The organism is Paenibacillus sp. RC334, from assembly GCF_030034735.1.
Lineage (GTDB): Bacteria > Bacillota > Bacilli > Paenibacillales > Paenibacillaceae > Paenibacillus > Paenibacillus terrae_A.
Genome location: NZ_CP125370.1, coordinates 5,086,218 through 5,106,007, shown reverse-complemented (window position 1 = coordinate 5,106,007; position 19,790 = coordinate 5,086,218). Strand labels below are relative to the sequence as shown.

Genomic DNA, 19,790 nt, shown 5'->3' with positions numbered 1-19,790 from the left:
ATGGGCTCATGACCGGATTTTTTTAAAAATGAAAGTTCCTACACGCACATTCACATAAGGAGAACCCAATATGAGCTACACTTATCTTAGCATAGTCTAACACAGTGAGCTAGAAAGCCTACACCAGTAGGGAAACAGCGCCAGAGCCTTCGTCAAGGAGCTTGACAGACACCCTGCCACGACTAAGCCGAGAGCTTCGTCGGAATGCAGATCAGGAAAATCTATCAAGCAGAGCACTCTCAGGAAAGTTATGCCCAGCTTTGTAAGTTCTCCGTGACTGCAGGAAGATGGACACTCGAAGAGGCTACGCTCATCGAAGAGAAGCTTCAGGTCTCATGGACTCTAGAACAGATTGTGGAAAGGCTCTATCAAGAAGGATGGCATGCGGGTAACGGTGGGGAATTTGACGGAAGAAATAATACGGCTCTACATTGCGAATCAATTTTGTTAGAAAAAGAGCGGAATCTTCAAGATTGAGGAAGAGTTTTAGGAAGTTTACTTGAGCGTATGGGCTTTCAGAAGAACTTGAGTTTTACGTAACGACTTTAGTTGTCGACATTGATGTCTAAATCCACCTGCTTTGAACAGGTGGTAATTTAAGTGCAAATACATTGGACCTTACTTAGGAACCATTTGGGGCAATTTACAGCCGACAATAATGATTTTAATCTCTGTGGGGAGAATTCATTTTGGGCTTTGAGTTATTATCTATAGCTCAAGTGGAAACATAGTAACTCTATCTAATACAGTACGATATGATATTTATTTTGATCAGCTATAAATAGTATTCGCTTGCTTACTATACCAAAAGATTGATTTTGTTAAAGGAAAATGCTTTGTAACCGTATTTGTTTCTGATGAGTTATCCTTGTTTTATTACAATAGGAAAAATTTTATGGCTAATTTACACATAGATACGAAAAGGAATAAAGCCGATATTCCAGTTGCATATGGAAATGATGAGGAGTAAATGTTCATGAGATTATTAAATTGGTTTTATAAATTTTTAAAAAAGAAAAGAATATATTATTTCGATTATAAAAAAACTAAAAATTACAAACTTTTAGCAATGTTGCGGATAAGAAACGAATCTCTAATTCTCCAAGATACATTAAATCATTTGAGTGAATTTGCTGATGGGATTATATGTTATGATGACGCAAGTACGGATAATACTTTTGAAATTTTAAAGAATCATGAGAAGGTTATTGCAGTAATTAGAAACTTTCATTGGGAGACAACACCTGAGGAACGTTTAAAAAGTGAAACAGAACATCGTGATAATCTTCTTCAGTTATCCTCCCGTTATTCTCCTGAATGGATATTTTGTACCGACGCTGATGAGCGATATATAGGAGGAATAAAAGAATTTATAAACTCTAATGATTCTCAAAACGTTGATATAGTTAAAATTCAACTGTTTGATGCCTATATAACCAAGGAGGATCAGCAGCCTTATGCTCCTACGAGCAAACTCCTCAACTTCAGAAAATATTTCGGGCCTGAAAGACGAGATATTGTTATGTTATGGAGACCAAATGCGAGTATTAAATATATTGGATTGGATTCAAGAGAGCCTTCATATACTGAGGACAGTAGTATAGCTACCTTGTTTTATTGCCAACATTATGGGAAATCTCTGTCAATTCAGCATTGGGAAGAAACTTGCGATTATTATGCTAATTATTTTCCATATGAGTCCTATGGGAAAAAATGGATTGAAAGAAAGGGAAGGGCGGTTCATGAAAAGTCAGACTTTGGTCGTGCTTTGTATAAATGGGGAGATGAGCTTTTCAGTAATGCAATTAATATTAAGCCATAATTTAATTGTACAGGGCGAGTTCTAAATCCATCGTCTTTTAAACGGTATCTGTTTTTAGCCCTAAGGGATCTGAAAATACTTTTGCTACAGAGGAAAGGGTATAGAAGGATATCAAAAACAATAGGATACCTTTGTCCACGGTGGGAAACTTGACTGAGGAAATGATACGGAATTGCATTGCGAGTCAAATCGGAAAGATTCTTACATTATATGATGTCCAACTATAAGATAATGGGATGATATCATGCGAAAGAAGTGATAAAGATTCTAACTCTTTTTAAAGAATTTTATAATTCCAAAGGCCTTGTTTTGAAACTAGCTAAAAATGATTTTTGGGCTAAATATGCCAGTTCTCAACTTGGGATTTTGTGGGCTTTTGTCCAGCCTCTGATGACAATTTTTGTATATTGGTTCATTTTCGAAATTGGATTCCGTGTAGTTCCGCTCAACAATATCCCATATATTTTATGGTTGATGTGTGGTCTTATTCCATGGTTCTTTTTTTCCGAAGCCCTTGGCAACTCGACCAACAGCTTAATTGAATACAGTTATCTGGTAAAAAAAGTTGTGTTTAAAGTCAGCATTTTGCCAAGCGTTAAAATTATTTCGGCACTGTTTGTGCACGTGTTTTTTATGGCTTTTTTACTGTATGTGTATTTCTTGTATGGTTATGAGCCCACAATTTATATTGTGCAACTTCTTTATTATCTTTTTGCACTGTGCTTTTTGTTGCTGGGTTTGTCTTACATTATGGCTTCCTGCGTCATTTTTTTTCGCGATTTAAATCAAATCGTGGCTATCATATTGCAATTTGGAATATGGCTTTCACCTATTTTGTGGCAACCCTCTTTGTTTCCGGCCAAATATTTAACTTTATTGAAACTGAATCCTATGTATTACATTGTTGAAGGATACAGGGACTCGCTGGTAAGTGAAGTCTGGTTCTGGCAAAAGCCCGAGATGACGCTATACTTTTGGTGTGTTTCCTTTATTATTTTTCTGGTTGGAGCATTGTTCTACAAAAAATTAAAACCTCATTTTGCTGACGTTTTATAAGGATGGAGTGTTGAAATGAGTGCTGAAGTTGTAATTGATGTAAAAAATATCAGCAAAGTATACAAGTTATATGGCAAGCCAGCTGACCGGCTTAAAGAAGCATTGCATCCAATGAAAAAGAAATATCATAACGATTATGCTGCTCTTGACAATGTTTCATTCCAAGTTAGAAAAAAGGAAATTGTAGGGATACTCGGTACAAATGGTTCCGGTAAATCCACCATTCTGAAAATTATTACCGGTCTATTGAATCCAACGAGTGGTACAGTGAGTGTTCATGGCAAAATATCCGCGCTTTTGGAACTGGGTGCAGGATTTAACCAGGAGCTCACTGGCATTGAAAATATTTATTTGAATGGAACCATGATGAATCTGAGCAAGGATGAAATTGATAAGAAGTTGCAGCAAATTCTCGACTTTGCTGATATTGGGGATTTTGTTTACCAGCCTGTAAAAACTTATTCGAGCGGTATGTTTGCCAGGTTGGCATTTGCAGTAGCCATCAATGTTGAGCCGGATATATTGATTGTGGACGAGGCGCTAGCTGTTGGGGATATGTTTTTTCAGGAGAAATGTTATGAGAAAATGAAGGAAATGGTACAAAGCGGAGCTACAATTTTGTTTGTGAGTCACAGCCTAAGCGCAATCCGTAATTTTTGCAATCGTGCGGTCTGGATTGAAAAAGGCATACTGAAAGAAGAGGGACCAGCAGATGAAATTTGCGAAAAATATAAATATTTTATCGAACAAAAAGAAGCAAAAGAAATTGTAAAGGCTACTGATGCAGAAGAACTTACTGATTCCCTTGCCAGTAAAGCTAAAAATAAGATTTTTGTAAAAAAATTCAAATTAATAAAAACGTAATGGTTACCGGAGAAGATATTGTATTCACAATTGAACTTGGCTTCAGAGAATCCGGTTTGAAATACGGTGTGGGATTGATCATTTATAATGAGAAAGGCGACATTGTCACTCTGTTTAATACTGTTCGTGATGATATGAAATTAGACCAGCCTTATTCCGTATTTAAAATTAAAGTGGAGAATAATGACTTTTTAGATGGACGATATTTCATTTCCGTTCATATCTCTGATGAAATGGCTATGTATCCATATGATCGCAATGACTATGTGTCCGAATTTAGAGTATTGCCCAAGAAAAATCTGCGCGGATTGCCTATTGGGGAAGGATATTTTAGATGTAAGCATGAATGGGAGATACTGGAGTGACTTAGTGTTGGAATAATTTAGTGAGTTTGGGTGGTGTATGATGATTAGAAAGATGTTGCGCTTTGTTATTGTAATAATCGTCACGTTTACTTTTGTATCTTCAGTATCTGCTATCAAAAATAGCAATCTGTTTGCCCCAGAGGTGTTTAAGCTCAAGACGATCAATCTGGGCACAAATCTGAATGCAAACTTTGGCGAGGTTACAGATAACAAAGTAATTGAACAGTCCTTTTCTGCCAAGCAGGATGGTCTTGCCAAAGTCGAACTGTTTTTTTCTACATTTAACAGACAAAATGACAGTGAAACGCTGTTATCTCTATATGAAGCAGATACAAACCAATTAATAAGACAGGCAAAATTCAATAACGTTCAGGCTAAAGATAATGCCTATAGCGAGTTGTCCTTCGATCCTGTTGAGAATTCAAAAGACAAGATGTATATTTTGAGGATAAGCTCCAATACAAGTGATACTTCCCAAACAGTAACCTTTTGGAAGGACAACACCAGCCTGTCGGACGGAAACCTGTCATTTGCGGGACAGCACCAGGAAGGCAGTCTGGTAGGCAAACTTATTTACCAGAACCAACTTACTATTAAGGATATTATAATTAACGGTCTTTTCTTTAGTTTTTTGAATATTATTCTGTTTGAATTATTGCGATTCATAAAAAATAAGTAGGGGACAATTATGATTAATAAGTTCCGAGTAATCATGCGTGCAATTCACCTGATTCGCGATAAAGGCATAAAAAGCTTTATCAACAAGGCTCATGAAAAATGGTTTCATCTATCTTTTTCAGAGCCTCCTTTTGTGCCGTTGACTGAACAGCAGCTTGAAGAGCAGAAAAACAAAATATTCGACATCCAACCCAAAATCAGTATTGTCGTCCCTGTTTACAATACAAACCCCCTGTTTTTGGAGCAGATGGTTGACTCTGTACTGAACCAGACCTATTCCAATTTTGAATTGTGCCTATTTAATGGCGGGAGTACAGAGGGCGATGTCGAGAAAGTAATAAACCATTTTATATCCAAAAGTGATAAAATAGTCCATGCGTGCTCGGAAACTAATTATGGAATCTCTGAAAATACAAATAGAGCACTGGCAATGGCAACGGGAGAATATATAGGGTTGCTTGATCATGACGACTTGTTGACGCCAGACGCATTATATGAATGCGTAGATGCTATTAACAGATACGGTGCAGACGTCATTTATTCCGATGAAGACAAAATTATCGGTAATACCGGGCAACATATCAGTGTCCACAAAAAACCGGACTGGTCTCCAGATACATTGCTAAGCTATAATTACATTTGTCATTTTTTGGTTTTTAAAGCTTCGTTGCTTCAAAGCACGGGACTATTTAATTGTCAATTCGATGGAAGCCAGGATTACGATTTTATTTTAAGATTGACTGAACGAGCAGTATGTATCCATCATATTCCAAAAGTTTTGTATCATTGGCGAATCAGCGAAAATTCCACAGCTGCCAGCTATTCAGCCAAGTCTTACGCCCTGCAGGCCGGGAAAGACGCCCTGCAGAACTATGTGTCAAACCGAAACGAATCATTGATAGTGAATGAAGGCGCATTTCATGGCGCTTTTAATATAACTCCAGTTATAAATGAGATACAGACAGCGGCTTTGTTTTGCCTGGGCAATTGGGGAAATACAAAGTCTGTAAAAGAGTACTATGCCAGTCTGAATATCTCTTCCGAATACCGACTGTTTGATGTAATGATGATGAATTTCACTCCATTTAATAAAGATGCAGACAGCATTGCCGAGCAGTCCTCATACTATAAAGTGTATGACTGCAGTGATAAAAATGTTGCTGAAGCATTAAATGGTTTATTAAAAACAAGCAATGCTGATTATGCTATCGTTTTAAATGCGGATATTCGCTCACTGGGTGATGATTGGTACAAGATTCTAATTGCGGAAGCCATCGCAACCGAGTCAGCTGTTATAGCTCCCAAAGTTTTGAACAGAAAAAATAAAATCAGCAGTTATGGACTTGCAGTTAACCAAAAAGGGATCATAAATCTGTATCATAATATCAATTCTAGCTTTTTTGGTTATTTCGGTCGACTCAAAATTGCGCAAAATGTTACAGCAATCAGTCCTGAATTGTTCCTGTTGAAAAAAGATGCCTACAAATATTATGGAGATTTTGATGAAGCCTATACTACCGATTTGACCATTGTGGATTATTGTCTGCGTGTCAATATTCATTCCGGTCACGTAAAACTGGTGAATCATGAGCTTTTATATACTCAACAATCCCATTCCTATTCATGGCCTGAAAATGAACGGGAAGTTATGCTAGAGAAATATAAAGGTTATCTGCAAGATAGGGATCATTATTATCCCCTTGATTTTTTATATAAACCTGTAGAACTTTGAATATAATCTTTTATTTTGATAGGAGCGCCTGGTCAAATGAGAATTTTATTTACTCTTCATGATTTACAATACAGTGGAGGGACGGAAACCTTCACTTACAGCCTCGTCAAAGAATTTTTGCGACAAGACCATGAAATCTTTCTTTATTCCACTCGAATTGGTCAGGTAGCAGACAAATATACCGAGATCGGTGTACTTGTCACAGACGAAATTGCTTCTTTGCCTGATGATGTTGACATTATCCATGCCCAGCATCGTGCAGAAGCCATCTCCGTTTATTATAAATATCCCTCTGTACCTATGGTATTCACTTCGCATGGCATTATTCCATGGCAAGAGAAGCCGGTCTTTATTCCCTCAATTGTCAAGTATGTAGCTGTTAGTGAAGAGGTACAACAACATCTGATTCAAAACTGGGACATTCAAGAAGATCAAATCTCCATTATCCGTAATGGAATCGATCAAACCCGGTTCCGTCCTAGCACCCCGGTTTACGAAAAACCCGAAACCATCTTGTTGTTGTCTAACCGTTATACACCTGATGTTAAAGAGGTTTTGGAAGAAGCAGCCAACAAAGCAAGCATGAAGCTTAACATTGTTGGTCAATCACACAACAATGTGTGGGATGTGGAAGAGGAAATTTTGAATTCCGATGTGGTTGTTTCATTGGGACGAGGCATACTGGAAGCCATGAGTTGTGGTAGACTTCCTCTTGTGTTTGATTATAATGGCGGCGACGGTATTGTAACACCGGATACTTATTATGATTTCCGTCAGAAGAATTTTTCTGGAAGAGTAAACAGTGAAAAGTACACTGCTGATCAAATTATTGAATTAATTCAAAAATTCTACACGCCTGAGATTATTGAAGCCAATCTGGAACTTGCTGTTCAATTCCATGACATTAGAACGATTGCGGAACAGTATTTTGAGCTGTATAAGCTTGGCGAGCAAAAAAGAGATAGTATCGTTACTATCGATCCGCAAATTATGGAGTATCTCATAGAAGGTTATTCCTTTGCTGGAAAAGAGATTGTACAAAAAGAGAAAAACTTAAAGTATTTGCTGGAAGTTAAAAAAGTTAATGAGGCCAATGAAGTCAGATTGAGTGAAAGCCTGACAGAAATGCAAGCTGAGCAAGCAAAACTTATGCAAGAACGAGACGAGGCAGTGAAGCAGCAGGCCCAATTAAAATCTGAATTGGAAATATCTGAAGCGGCTTTGAATCGCGAAATTGTTACTTTGACACAGATGGCGACCAGCAAAGACATTCAAATTCAAGATCTGGAATTTGAAAGAGAAGGATTTCTTAATCAGCTGGAATTTGAAAGAGATGGGTTCCTTAATCAGCTGGATCAAAAAGAAAACAATACAAAATACTTGCTGGAACTCACAAGGGAAAAAGATAAGGAATTGGTAAGTATTTACAGTTCTCGTTCCTGGAAATTGATTACCAAAGTCGAAAAATATAGAGGCTGGGTCAAAAAAGGCATAGCTAATCCAAAATGGGCGATCAAAAAATTGACCAATTGGAATCAGCTGCTTCCCGCTCCTATCCCTGTAAATAATTATGTGGAACAAGAAGTTGGAGATATTCCTCGCATCAGTGTAGTCATTCCTGTATATGACCGAACAGATGTGTTACGACAAAGTATAGATTCGATTTTGAATCAAACGTATCAAAACTTTGAACTGATCATCGTTTGTGATGGTTCTCCAGATGAAACGCTGAAAATTGTAGATGAGTATAAAGATCACGAGAAAGTTCGCATTTTTAAATATTATAACAACAGCGGTAACGCGGTACGTGGACGAAACAAAGCCATTCGTGAGGCGCGCGGAGAATTTCTGGCTTTTCAGGATAGCGATGATATTGCAGAACCGAATCGCCTGGAAATTTCTTTGAATTATATTAATGAGTTTAAAGCGGATGTCGTTTATGGGGGCTGGCGAGCTCTTGTGGACGGATCACGCATGATTAATATTAAGAATGGACAGGAAGTATTAAGTCCGGATTGCGGATATGATGAATTGCTCAAGATGTGTGTCCCTTGCCAAAGTACTGTAATGTTGCGATTGGATGCTGTCAGAGCCGTAGGTGGATTGAAAACAAATATGCGCTATCGCGAGGATCACGAATTATGGCTCAGAATGGCGTATAAAGGATATAAGTTCAAATCAATTCCTTTGATGTTAACTAATCTTAGATTACACGGAAACAACCTGGAACTTTCGTTCAAAGACGACGATAATCACTGGTTTGATCTAATGCTGGAAGAGCACAAAAACATTGTGGAGATGAAGCCTAAGATTGCCTATCTTATTCCTGGATGCGGCATATCTGGCGGTATCGCAGTAGTGTGTCAGCACGCAAACCGTTTGTTAAATCGTGGATATGATGTGCTGCTTATTACTGAGGATATTCATCGGGAAATCAACTGGTTCCCAAACCAAAAAGTTGAGATAATCGGCATTGATGAAGCACCGACTAATTTGGATATTCTTGTTGCAACAGGTTGGAGCACTGCTTATACCATCACTGATATTCCTGCAAAGAGAAAAGTATATTTTGTTCAATCCGATGAGAGCCGCTTTTATCCTGTAGGATCTTTTGAAAGTCAAAAAGCATGGGATTCGTATAAATTTGATTATGAATATATGACCGAAGCAAAATGGATTCAAAAATGGCTGAAAGAAAAGTTTGGTCACGACGCTACCTATGTTCCTAATGGATTGGATGAGAATATTATTTTTCAAACGGATCCAATTACCAAAAAAGGCGATAAAGTAAGGGTACTGCTTGAAGGACCGATCGATATTCCATTTAAAGGCATGGAAGATGCTTTTAATGCTATTAATGATCTGGATTGTGAAGTATGGTGTGTAAGTTCAGCGGGTAAACCGAAAAAAGAATGGAAATGCGACGTATTCTTTGAAAAGGTTCCAATGGGCCAGATGAACCAAATCTATTCCAGTTGTGATATCCTCGTTAAACTGAGTAGGGTTGAAGGATTTTTTGGTCCACCTCTGGAAATGATGGCTTGTGGAGGAACTTGCGTAGTTGCAGATGTGACTGGTTATGATGAGTATATTGTCGATAACTATAACGCACTGGTCGTGAAGATCGGGGATGTTGAAGGCGCAAAGCAAGCTGTTAAGAAGCTTATCGAAGATACTGAGCTTAGACAGCGTCTGACTGCGAATGGCAGAAAGACAGCAGAAGAATGGAGATGGGAGCCAAGCATTGATACATTGGAAGAGATGTATTATAAAAATCATAGTATTGGAAAGGTAGAGGTATGAAAATATTAGTGACCGGAGGAGCTGGATTTATCGCTTCTCATATTGTTGACAGGTTGATTGCTGAACAACATGAAGTATGCATCGTTGATAATTTGTCCACCGGAAAGCAAGAAAATATTAATCCTGCGGCTATATTTTATAATGTGGATATTCGCAGTGAACAGTTATTGGAAGTGTTTGAGAACTTTAAGCCGCAGATTCTAATACATCATGCTGCCCAGATTAGTGTGTCGCATTCGGTTGCTGATCCTTCACAGGACGCATCGATCAATATTAGCGGAACGATCAATATTTTGGATTGTTGCTATAAAACCGGAGTAAAAAAAATTATCTATGCTTCTTCAGCAGCAGTGTATGGCTATCCAGATGAACTCCCTGTAAAAGAGAGTGCCAAGCTTTCTCCGCTGTCACCCTATGGACTGTCCAAGTTAGCACCTGAATTTTATATTCAGTTGTACTCTAATCTTCATGGTCTTAAATATACGATTTTGCGTTACAGCAATGCTTACGGCGAACGGCAGGATCCTAAAGGAGAAGGCGGCGTGATTTCAATTTTCCTGGATAACCTTCTTACCGGCAAGGAGACTCAAATTCATGGTGATGGCGCTCAGACTCGCGATTTCATTTATGTCAAAGATATCGTGAACGCCAATATCGCTGCTCTTACCAAAGGGGAAAATTGCATTACTAATATCAGCACGCAAACAGAAATTTCGGTGAAAGAATTGTTTGAAATGATGTGTAACATACTGGAAACCGGTGCTTGTGCAAAATATATGCAGGAGCGTATAGGCGATATTAAATACAGCTCATTAAGCAATCAAAAGGCGCAATCCATTCTTGGCTGGACAAGTGAGTTTACTTTATATCAAGGCTTGAAAGAAACAATCAACTACTATCAAAATATTTCTGTTAAATAAACGATAAAACTAACAGAAAATCGGGAGGATTTTTGATGAAAGGTATAATTCTTGCAGGTGGTACAGGCTCACGTCTATACCCCTTAACTAAAGTAACTAATAAGCATTTATTACCCGTTGGTAAGTATCCAATGATTTTCCATTCTGTATACAAGCTCAAGCAAGCTGACATTCAAGATATCCTTATTGTTACAGGTAAAGAACATATGGGGGATGTTGTTAACCTTCTTGGCAGCGGTCGTGAGATGGACGTAACATTCACTTATAAAGTTCAGGATGAGGCAGGCGGGATCGCACAAGCTCTTGATCTGGCTGAACAATTTGTAGGTGATGATCAAATGGTTGTTATTTTAGGCGATAATGTGTTTGAAGATGATATTGCACCTTTCGTGGATAATTTTCGTAATCAAACCACGGGTGCAAAAATTCTTCTTCAACAGGTACAGGATCCACATCGTTTTGGAGTGGCCGAGCTTCAAGGGGAGCGTATTGTGTCAATTGAAGAAAAACCTAAAGAACCAAAAAGTGATTATGCTGTAACAGGCATTTATATGTTCGATCATAGTGTGTTTGAAATTGTAAAAACGCTCGAACCTTCAGCTCGGGGAGAACTTGAGATCACTGATGTTAACAATGCATATATTGCTAATGGAACATTGACGTATGATATTCTTCAAGGCTGGTGGACAGATGCAGGAACTCACCCATCTCTTGCGCGAGCTAATGAATTGGCTAAGGATATCGTGTTTGGTGAAGAGTTTGGAAAGCTAAAGCTTTAAAATAAAGGGAGGATGCGAACGAAATGAAGGTAATCCCTTTGAAACTAGAAGGTGCAAAAATCATTGAACCCGTGGTTCATGGTGATCACCGTGGATTTTTTATGGAAAGTTACAATGAACAGATCATGAAAGAAAACGGAATAGACCATGCTTTTATTCAAGATAACCAATCCTTGTCTGCAGAAGCCGGTGTGATTCGTGGCTTGCATTACCAACTTAATCCTAAAGCGCAGACCAAACTCATTCGTGTGCTTTCTGGAGCTATCTACGATGTGATTTTGGATATTCGTAAAAGTTCTCCGACGTTCGGTCAATGGGTCGGAGTCATCTTAAGCGAGCATAATAGACGTCAGCTACTGGTGCCTAAGGGTTTTGCTCATGGGTTCTGTACGCTTGTTCCTAACACTCAAGTGCTGTATAAGGTAGACGAGTATTATTCACCTGAAAATGATCGTGGAATTCTGTGGAATGATCCTGCACTAGGGATTGATTGGCCAACTTCTCATGCTATTCTTTCGGAGAAGGATCAGAAGCATCCAGCACTGGCTGACGCAGACATTAATTTTGATTAGAGGAATAATAAGATTTAGGAGGTCTGTATGAAACTTCTTGTCACCGGCGGGGCCGGATTTATAGGCAGTAACTTTGTATTGTATATGCTAAAACACCATCCAGATTACGAAATTGTAAATATAGATGCTCTTACCTATGCAGGTAACCTGGAAAATTTGAAATCCATTGAAAATAATCCCAAACATAGCTTCATCAAAATAGATATTACCGACGCACAAGCGATTGATCAGTTGATGCAGCAGGGAATCGATGTGGTAGTTAATTTTGCAGCGGAGTCACATGTGGATCGGAGTATTTTGGAACCGGAAGTATTTGTGAAAACAAACGTATTGGGTACGCAAGTGCTACTGGACGCAGCCAAGAAATATAACGTGACCAAGTTTGTACAGGTATCAACAGATGAGGTGTATGGATCTTTGGGAGAAACAGGCTTGTTTACGGAGGAAACTCCGTTGCAGCCTAATAGTCCTTATTCTGCATCCAAGGCAGGTGGCGATCTGCTAGTTCGTGCATATCATGAAACCTTCGGTTTACCAGTGAATATCACGCGTTGTTCTAACAACTATGGTCCATACCAATTTCCTGAAAAATTGATCCCGCTAATGATCTCCCGTGCACTGAGCGATCAACAGTTACCTGTATACGGGGATGGCTTGAACATTCGCGATTGGTTGTATGTAGAGGATCATTGCAGCGCAATTGATCTAGTCATTCATCAAGGTAAACTGGGTGAAGTATACAATATCGGGGGAAATAACGAGCGGACAAATGTGCATATCGTCAAAACGGTATTAGAGGAGCTGGGCAAGCCAGAATCTCTGATTTCGTATGTGCAGGATCGTCCAGGACATGACCGCCGTTATGGCATTGATCCAACGAAGACCATGAATGAGCTGGGCTGGAAGCCAAAGCACTCTTTTGAAACCGGCATTATAGAAACGATTCGCTGGTATCTGGACAATGAAGAATGGTGGACTCGCATTCAATCTGGCGAATATCAACAATACTATGCAAAGCAGTACGGTTCCCGCTTGGGGGATGGGTAGAATGAAGGTATTAGTTACTGGAACATCCGGTCAACTTGGTAAAGATGTAGTAAAGGTTTTTCAGGAGCAAGGACATGATGTCCTGGGTTACGATCGCGAACAATTAGATATCACGGATTTGCAGCAGACGGTGAAGATTGTAGGACAATATCAACCTGACGCCGTAATCCACTGTGCAGCGTATACGGCTGTGGATGCAGCGGAGACCGATGTAGACGGGGCTTATCAAGTCAACGCGGCAGGTACACGTAATATGGCGCTGGCTGCGGAAAAGGTTGGAGCCAAGCTGGTTTATATCAGCACAGATTATGTGTTCGATGGAACGGCAAAAGAGCCATATCATGAGTACGATAATACCAATCCGCAGAGTATCTACGGAAAGTCCAAACGGGCAGGAGAGGTATTGACCCATACACTTTCCTCTAGGTATTTTATTGTTCGTACATCTTGGGTATATGGATTTCACGGGAACAATTTTGTCAAAACGATGCTGAAGCTTGGTCAGGAGAAGCCGCTCCTGCAGGTGGTGAATGATCAGAAGGGTTCACCTACCTATACAGTGGATTTGGCACGTTTTTTGGCGGAATTGATTCAAACGGAGAAGTATGGCGTATACCATGCATCCAATAGTGGCTCCTGTACCTGGTATGAATTTACGCAAGCTATTTTACAGGATGCGGCGGAAATATTAGATGCCAAGATCACAGCGAAATTGGAGCCTTGCAGCACAGAGCAATTCCCCAGACCGGCAGCGCGGCCACGCAACTCTGTTATGGAGCATATAGCGATCCGAACCAACGGGTTAAATGATTTGCGCGACTGGCGTGAGGGATTGCGTGATTTTTTGCAGGAGTGTCTTAGTAAATCCGAGTAATTAAAACCTTATTATAAATATCAGCAATCTCCCATCAGTTCATGATTGGGAGATTTTATTATATTAAAGCCTATGTTGATTAAGGACGCTGAGCATTTATAATGTATAAGCAGATGGAACCTATTGTCCCTCTATTACACATTTTAAAAGAAGGAGGTCATTACTCTGAACAGACCTAACATACAAATTTTATTGTCTACATATAATGGAGCAGCTTATTTAGATGAGCAAATAGAAAGTCTCATCAATCAAAAAGACGTAGAAGTTCAGATTCTAATTCGTGATGATGGCTCGACAGATGATACGGTTGCCAAGTTGAGAGTGCTGAAGCAACGTTATCCTCAACAGATTATTTTATGCCTCGAGAGCAATGTAGGGGTTATTAAAAGCTTTTTTGATTTGATTCAAAGATCGTCTGAGACATTCGACTATTATGCTTTTTGTGATCAGGATGATGTGTGGATGCCGAACAAACTCGCTCAGGCTGTGTCTCATCTCAGGGATCAGGATGGAAGTCGGCCGCTGATGTACTGTTCTGCTACACAAATGGTCTCTCAAACATTGGAACCACTCAAAGTATGGCCAGCTGACATCCCACGACCTGTATCCTTCTATAATGCTCTCATTGAGAATGTGTGTGTAGGTTGTACCATGGTGATCAATAAAGAAACACTCGAGCTCGTGAAAAAGAGAATTCCGACTTCTTTGGATAACATTATTATGCATGACTGGTGGATTTACTTATGCACCTCCTCTTTTGGTGAGGTTGTTTTTGACCCCGAGCCGTCCATTTTGTATCGGCAGCATCAAAACAATGTGTTGGGAGGTTCTACTGATGGCTGGGTTAGTAAGTGGAGGAAAAGACTAAGTAGATTTATAAAAGGAAAAAATCGCTATATTTTAAGCAAACAAGCCCAGCAATTTATTCAACTTTATGGACAAGACATGTCTCCTCAAATGTATAAAGATATGGATCAGTTCCTGGAAAGCTACCAAAAGGGCATATTTTCCCGTGTGAAATATATTCGGCACACTCCCTTTTATAGACAGTCACAAATGGACAACTGGATCTATAAGCTAGTTTTCATACTGGGGAAATTATAGAGATATGGAAAGAAAAAAATATTGCAACTTTTTCCATCTAGAAGCGTCAAATAATCAAAGGTACAAATGAATACTAGATAAAAATCCATCGAATACATGTTCCTTTATGGAAAAATATAGTATAATTGAAGGGTGCAACCGATATAGGCTGGCAAGGGCGGTCGGCTAACTCTCCCGAGGAGGGGGGTGAAGCCTGTGACAGTGTTTGAGGCGCTCAGTTTAATGCTGACGTTCGGGGCGTTGATCGTCACACTGTTAGAGTTTAACAAACGAAAATAGACCGCCCCCGAAAGGAAGGGTCTATTTTCGGCCTGATGTTCCAAAACCGTCCGCTCTTGGAGCGTTGGTTGCGCAGGGGCTGGCTGGCACCAGCCCTTTTTCCATGTATATCTTACCACGATGATTTTTATACCTCAAGAATTTTGCAAAATCCTGCTAACTGTGTAAGGTTACAAGTTATGTGGTTTTTTGCGCCCCGTGATCTGTTGGGTATGTTATAATAGTCGATAGTAGAATAGATTACTGAATTTGTCAGGAGCGTTTTAAATATGGATGTAAGCATACTGGTCGTCAACTATAATACATGCCGTTTGACGCTGGATTGTTTGCAGTCGGTGTATGCGTCAGAGACGCAATATCGATATGAAGTGATTGTTATCGACAATCACTCCAATGATGGGTCTGTGGAAGCCATTCGTGCTGCATATCCGGAGATTACGTTGATTGCCAATGAGGATAACACAGGTTTTGCCAAGGCAAACAATCAGGGCATCGAGGTAGCGGACGGGCGTTACGTATTGTTGCTGAACTCCGATACGTTGGTGCAACCGCACACGCTCGATACGATGATTCGGTTCATGGACACGCATCCGGAGATAGGGGCATCGGGCTGCAAGGTTATTTTGCCGGATGGTTCGCTGGATAAGGCCTGTAAGCGTGGGTTTCCAACGCCGTCTGCCTCCTTTTATTACGCCTTCGGCTGGTCGAAGCGTTACCCGGATAACCCCAAGTACAATCAATACCAGCTCGGGCACTTAAGCCCGGATGATGAGTATCCAGTGGATGTGCTGGTGGGTGCTTTTATGCTGGTGCGTCGGGAGACGATTGAGCAGGTCGGCGGCTTGGACGAAACCTTTTTCATGTATGGCGAGGACATTGACTGGTGTTACCGGATTAAGCAGGCGGGATGGGGCATTTACTACTATCCGCGCACATATATTATTCATATCAAAGGTGGCAGCGCTCGTCGTCGTCCTTTGAAAATTATTTACGAGTTTCATAGAGCCATGTGGGTATTTCACCGCAAGCATTATAAACAGCAGTATAGCTGGATCACGAACATGGCTGTATACGCGGGAATTACAGTGAAATTTGGAATGGCCTTTTTGAAAAATAAGCTCACTGCACCGGCCAAGCCGGACAGTGGCGAACAATCTCGTACCGAGGTGAAAGTATGATACGCAGAAATCAACGTTTTTTAACCCAATTGTATATTGTGGCGGATTTCGCGGTCATTCAGTTATCCTTTCTGATCGCCTGGTTCTTCAAATTTGAAAGTGAATGGATTACCTATCAAGAGCCGCTTCCTATTCAAGTATATGGAGGCTGGAGCTTAATCTACGGTCTGATTGCCGTGGTGCTGGGGATGTTATTCTCTCTCTATTCACCCAAACGTAAAAAACGGTTTGCAGACGACGTATTTCGCGTCACCCAGATTCATATTGTTGGCCTGTTCGTGCTGTTGAGTGTCATGTTCTTCGTGAAGCAAATCGACATTTCACGGTCCTATCTGGCGATCTATATGATTGGGAACGTACTGCTTATTTTATTTTATCGGTATTTTTTGAAACAGGTACTTAAAGCTCTCCGCCAAAAAGGCTATAACAAGCAGTTCATGCTCATTCTCGGGGCGGGTACTCTGGGCCAACGCTTTTATCATAATCTTGGACAGTATCCTGATCTGGGATATGAAGTGGTGGGATTCCTCGATGATAAACGCCACTGGGATGAAGAGGAAGAAGCGCATTTTCGCCCGATTCTTGGAGGGTTGGATCAGTTAGAAGCTACGCTGTCGCGTATGATGATTGACGAGGTCATTTTGGCTCTTCCGCTGGATGCACATGATAAGTATCCCAAGATTATCAACATGTGTGAAAAGGCAGGGGTACGTACGCTCATTATTCCTGACTTTTTCGATTATCTGCCAGCTCGACCGTATTTTGATAACTTTGCAGGCATGCCAATGATCAATGTACGGGATATTCCGCTGGATGTGGCGGGGAACCGATTGTTTAAGCGTTCGTTCGATATTCTGTTCTCATTGTTCGCTATTATTCTGACTTCTCCGGTTATGCTGGCAGTGGCAATTGGCGTGATGACGACATCGAGAGGCCCAGTCATTTTCAAACAGGAGCGGGTGGGCTTGAATCGGCGTACCTTCATGATGTACAAATTCCGCTCAATGAAGGTACTACCACCCGGGACTGACGATACAGGCTGGACGACGGCCAATGACCCACGTCGAACGCGTTTTGGCACCTTTATTCGTAAAACGAGTCTCGATGAGCTGCCACAGTTTTTCAATGTGTTGCTAGGAGATATGAGTGTTGTCGGCCCCCGCCCGGAACGTCCGTATTACGTGGATCAGTTCCGCGAGGAAATCCCAAAATATATGGTGAAGCACCATGTTCGTCCTGGTATTACAGGCTGGGCACAGAGCAACGGGTTGCGTGGTGACACGTCCATTGAGGAACGGATTAAGCATGATATTTTCTATATTGAGAATTGGTCGCTCTTATTCGATATTAAAATTATTTTCCGTACCATCCGCAACGGTTTCAAGAATGCGTATTAATCCAGATTCACCCTTCGGTTCAGCCGGAGGGTGTTTTTGTGTCTAGAAGTTGTTTTAAGTGTGCGCATGCAGGGTATTGACCTGTACGAAAAGGATGTGACACCCTATGAAACGACTGATTGCGGCGGTAATTCTATTAATGTTGATTGGCACGTTTTTATTGGCTTACAGAGGGCAATCCACGGAGGAGCATACCGGTTTTACCACCCATCGTGTGATTTCGCATGCTATGGGAGCCGTTGACGGTTTAGCCTATACCAATGCGCGTGAAGCATTTGTGAATAATTATAAAAAAGGCAGCCGCGTATTTGAGGTCGACCTGATGTTTACTTCGGACGGACATTTGGTGGCGCGCCATGAATGGACGGAGTCTTTTACAGAGCAAATGCAGCAGAAGCAGGTAGTTAGTACAGAACAGGGCGGGAAGCCCTGGAGCTACGAGCAATTCAAAAACACCCCCATACATGGTTCCTACACCCCGGTGGACTGGAATGATGCATTGGATCTGTTGGAGAAATACCCGGATGCCTATGTTGTGACGGATACGAAAGAACAGGACCCGGCCCAAATAAAACAGTTATTTGCGCAACTGACCCGTCAGGCACAGGACAAAAATCCGAATCTTTTGTCCCGCATTGTCCCGCAAATTTATGACGAAGAAATGCTGCGAACGCTGCGGAGCATCTATCCCTATACCTCCATTATTTATACGCTTTATGCGACACAAGATACGGACGACCAAATCATCCGGTTTGTACAACAAAACGATATAACAGCAGTGACTTTACCGGAGAACAGAGTTAGTGGTGCTTTAGTGGAAAGCTTGCGGCAGGCGGGGGCGGTGTGCTACGTAAATACAATTAACGATCTAAAAGATGCCGCTGACTACGAACAGATGGGTGTGCGCGGATTCTATACGGATGTTTTAACGGAAAAGGAACTCCAAAAACGCAGTTGGCTGTATGCGTTACGGCCCTGAGATGTGTGAACGGAGTGTTCCCATCGAATACGAACATTGACACCTTTTGTGCACTGTCATAGACTTAGCATAGAACGCTTTTGGATATTAGAATCCGGTTAGACCGGATCGTGGCAAAAGCACAATGGATGCTGGAGGAATGTGTGTTGGCAGATTCAATTCAATCATGGAGGCATGTATTTAAGCTGGACCCTGACAAGGAACTGGACGATGAGGGACTGGATGCCGTGTGCATGTCTGGTACGGATGCCATTATGGTAGGAGGCTCGTCGGGCGTTACCTATGAAAATACGGTGGATTTGCTGTCGCGGATCCGGCGTTATGAGGTACCGTGTGTGCTTGAAGTGTCTGATCTGGAGGCTGTGGTGCCCGGGTTTGATCTGTATATGATTCCAATGGTGCTCAATACAACGGACAGTAATTGGATCGTAGGACAGCACCAGCGTGCGATTGAGCAGTTTGGTTATATGATCCCTTGGGATTTACTTGTGACAGAAGGATATATTGTTTTGAATGGTGATTCCACGGTGGCCAAGCTTACCGGAGCGGATGCATCACTCGATGCTTCATCTGCCGCTTCATATGCAGAGGTTGCTGACAAGCTCATGCATCTGCCGATTGTATATGTGGAGTATAGCGGTGCCTTTGGAGATATGGAACTGGTACAAAAAATACATCGCAGTACGGAGCGCGCCCGTGTCCTATATGGAGGGGGTATCGTGGATAAATCTACCGCGTTACAAGCGGCTGCCGTTTGTGACACCATTGTAGTAGGGAACATCATTTACCGTGACTTGGCGAAAGCACTGGAGACGGTAGCTGTGAAGTTGGAAGTATAGAA

19 protein-coding genes are annotated in these 19,790 nt (G+C 41.0%); all 19 read left to right on the top strand.

What is annotated here, in order from left to right; translation table 11 throughout:
- Positions 1 to 204: 204 nt before the first annotated feature.
- The 19 genes from QMK20_RS23495 to pcrB all read left to right on the top strand — a co-directional run bounded on the left by QMK20_RS23495 (position 205) and on the right by pcrB (position 19,788).
- On the top strand, positions 205 to 477 hold the full coding sequence (locus QMK20_RS23495; RefSeq protein WP_283653494.1) for a hypothetical protein: 273 nt from the start codon (positions 205 to 207) through the stop codon (positions 475 to 477).
- Between the two features lie 499 nt (positions 478 to 976).
- On the top strand, positions 977 to 1,822 hold the full coding sequence (locus QMK20_RS23490; RefSeq protein ID WP_283653493.1) for a glycosyltransferase family protein: 846 nt from the start codon (positions 977 to 979) through the stop codon (positions 1,820 to 1,822).
- Positions 1,823 to 2,131: 309 nt separating this feature from the next.
- The gene (locus QMK20_RS23485) at positions 2,132 to 2,878 is read left to right on the top strand and encodes an ABC transporter permease (protein ID WP_283653492.1); all 747 of its coding nucleotides are present in this window, start codon (positions 2,132 to 2,134) and stop codon (positions 2,876 to 2,878) included.
- 15 nt (positions 2,879 to 2,893) lie between these two features.
- Entirely contained in the window at positions 2,894 to 3,742 is an 849-nt protein-coding gene (locus tag QMK20_RS23480) for an ABC transporter ATP-binding protein (protein WP_481857780.1), read from the top strand.
- Positions 3,742 to 4,107 (top strand): Wzt carbohydrate-binding domain-containing protein, encoded by a 366-nt coding sequence (locus QMK20_RS23475; RefSeq protein ID WP_283653491.1) that lies wholly within the window; start codon positions 3,742 to 3,744, stop codon positions 4,105 to 4,107. Before QMK20_RS23480 ends, QMK20_RS23475 begins: the two co-directional genes overlap by 1 nt.
- Before the next feature lie 37 nt (positions 4,108 to 4,144).
- Positions 4,145 to 4,786 carry a hypothetical protein gene (locus QMK20_RS23470; protein WP_283653490.1) on the top strand — a complete coding sequence of 214 codons (642 nt, stop codon included), beginning with the start codon at positions 4,145 to 4,147 and terminating at the stop codon, positions 4,784 to 4,786.
- Positions 4,787 to 4,795: 9 nt separating this feature from the next.
- Complete coding sequence (locus QMK20_RS23465) at positions 4,796 to 6,517, top strand: glycosyltransferase family 2 protein (RefSeq protein WP_283653489.1); 1,722 nt, start codon at positions 4,796 to 4,798, stop codon at positions 6,515 to 6,517.
- A gap of 36 nt (positions 6,518 to 6,553) precedes the next feature.
- Positions 6,554 to 9,820: a glycosyltransferase gene (locus QMK20_RS23460; protein WP_283653488.1), complete on the top strand. Its 3,267-nt coding sequence runs from the start codon at positions 6,554 to 6,556 to the stop codon at positions 9,818 to 9,820.
- A complete protein-coding gene (locus tag QMK20_RS23455; protein WP_283653487.1) occupies positions 9,817 to 10,740 on the top strand; it encodes an NAD-dependent epimerase/dehydratase family protein in 924 nt (307 codons plus the stop codon). The genes QMK20_RS23460 and QMK20_RS23455 overlap by 4 nt, the downstream gene beginning before the upstream one ends.
- A gap of 35 nt (positions 10,741 to 10,775) precedes the next feature.
- Positions 10,776 to 11,519 (top strand): sugar phosphate nucleotidyltransferase, encoded by a 744-nt coding sequence (locus QMK20_RS23450; RefSeq protein ID WP_283653486.1) that lies wholly within the window; start codon positions 10,776 to 10,778, stop codon positions 11,517 to 11,519.
- A gap of 23 nt (positions 11,520 to 11,542) precedes the next feature.
- Positions 11,543 to 12,091: a dTDP-4-dehydrorhamnose 3,5-epimerase gene (gene rfbC / locus QMK20_RS23445; protein ID WP_283653485.1), complete on the top strand. Its 549-nt coding sequence runs from the start codon at positions 11,543 to 11,545 to the stop codon at positions 12,089 to 12,091.
- 27 nt (positions 12,092 to 12,118) lie between these two features.
- Positions 12,119 to 13,138 carry a dTDP-glucose 4,6-dehydratase gene (gene rfbB, locus QMK20_RS23440; RefSeq protein WP_283653484.1) on the top strand — a complete coding sequence of 340 codons (1,020 nt, stop codon included), beginning with the start codon at positions 12,119 to 12,121 and terminating at the stop codon, positions 13,136 to 13,138.
- A 1-nt stretch (position 13,139) separates the two neighbouring features.
- Positions 13,140 to 14,012 (top strand): dTDP-4-dehydrorhamnose reductase, encoded by an 873-nt coding sequence (gene rfbD, locus QMK20_RS23435; RefSeq protein ID WP_283653483.1) that lies wholly within the window; start codon positions 13,140 to 13,142, stop codon positions 14,010 to 14,012.
- 165 nt (positions 14,013 to 14,177) lie between these two features.
- Positions 14,178 to 15,116 (top strand): glycosyltransferase family 2 protein, encoded by a 939-nt coding sequence (locus QMK20_RS23430; protein ID WP_283656334.1) that lies wholly within the window; start codon positions 14,178 to 14,180, stop codon positions 15,114 to 15,116.
- A gap of 186 nt (positions 15,117 to 15,302) precedes the next feature.
- Positions 15,303 to 15,395, top strand: a complete 93-nt coding sequence (locus QMK20_RS27800; protein ID WP_219727884.1) for a putative holin-like toxin — start codon at positions 15,303 to 15,305, stop codon at positions 15,393 to 15,395.
- A gap of 269 nt (positions 15,396 to 15,664) precedes the next feature.
- Positions 15,665 to 16,573, top strand: coding sequence for a glycosyltransferase family 2 protein (locus QMK20_RS23425; protein ID WP_283653482.1), 909 nt, complete (start codon positions 15,665 to 15,667; stop codon positions 16,571 to 16,573).
- Positions 16,570 to 17,970: an undecaprenyl-phosphate glucose phosphotransferase gene (locus QMK20_RS23420; RefSeq protein ID WP_283653481.1), complete on the top strand. Its 1,401-nt coding sequence runs from the start codon at positions 16,570 to 16,572 to the stop codon at positions 17,968 to 17,970. Before QMK20_RS23425 ends, QMK20_RS23420 begins: the two co-directional genes overlap by 4 nt.
- A 106-nt stretch (positions 17,971 to 18,076) precedes the next feature.
- Positions 18,077 to 18,949 (top strand): phosphatidylinositol-specific phospholipase C/glycerophosphodiester phosphodiesterase family protein, encoded by an 873-nt coding sequence (locus tag QMK20_RS23415; protein WP_283653480.1) that lies wholly within the window; start codon positions 18,077 to 18,079, stop codon positions 18,947 to 18,949.
- A 146-nt stretch (positions 18,950 to 19,095) separates the two neighbouring features.
- On the top strand, positions 19,096 to 19,788 hold the full coding sequence (pcrB, locus tag QMK20_RS23410; RefSeq protein WP_459542286.1) for a heptaprenylglyceryl phosphate synthase: 693 nt from the start codon (positions 19,096 to 19,098) through the stop codon (positions 19,786 to 19,788).
- The last annotated feature ends 2 nt before the right edge of the window (positions 19,789 to 19,790 follow it).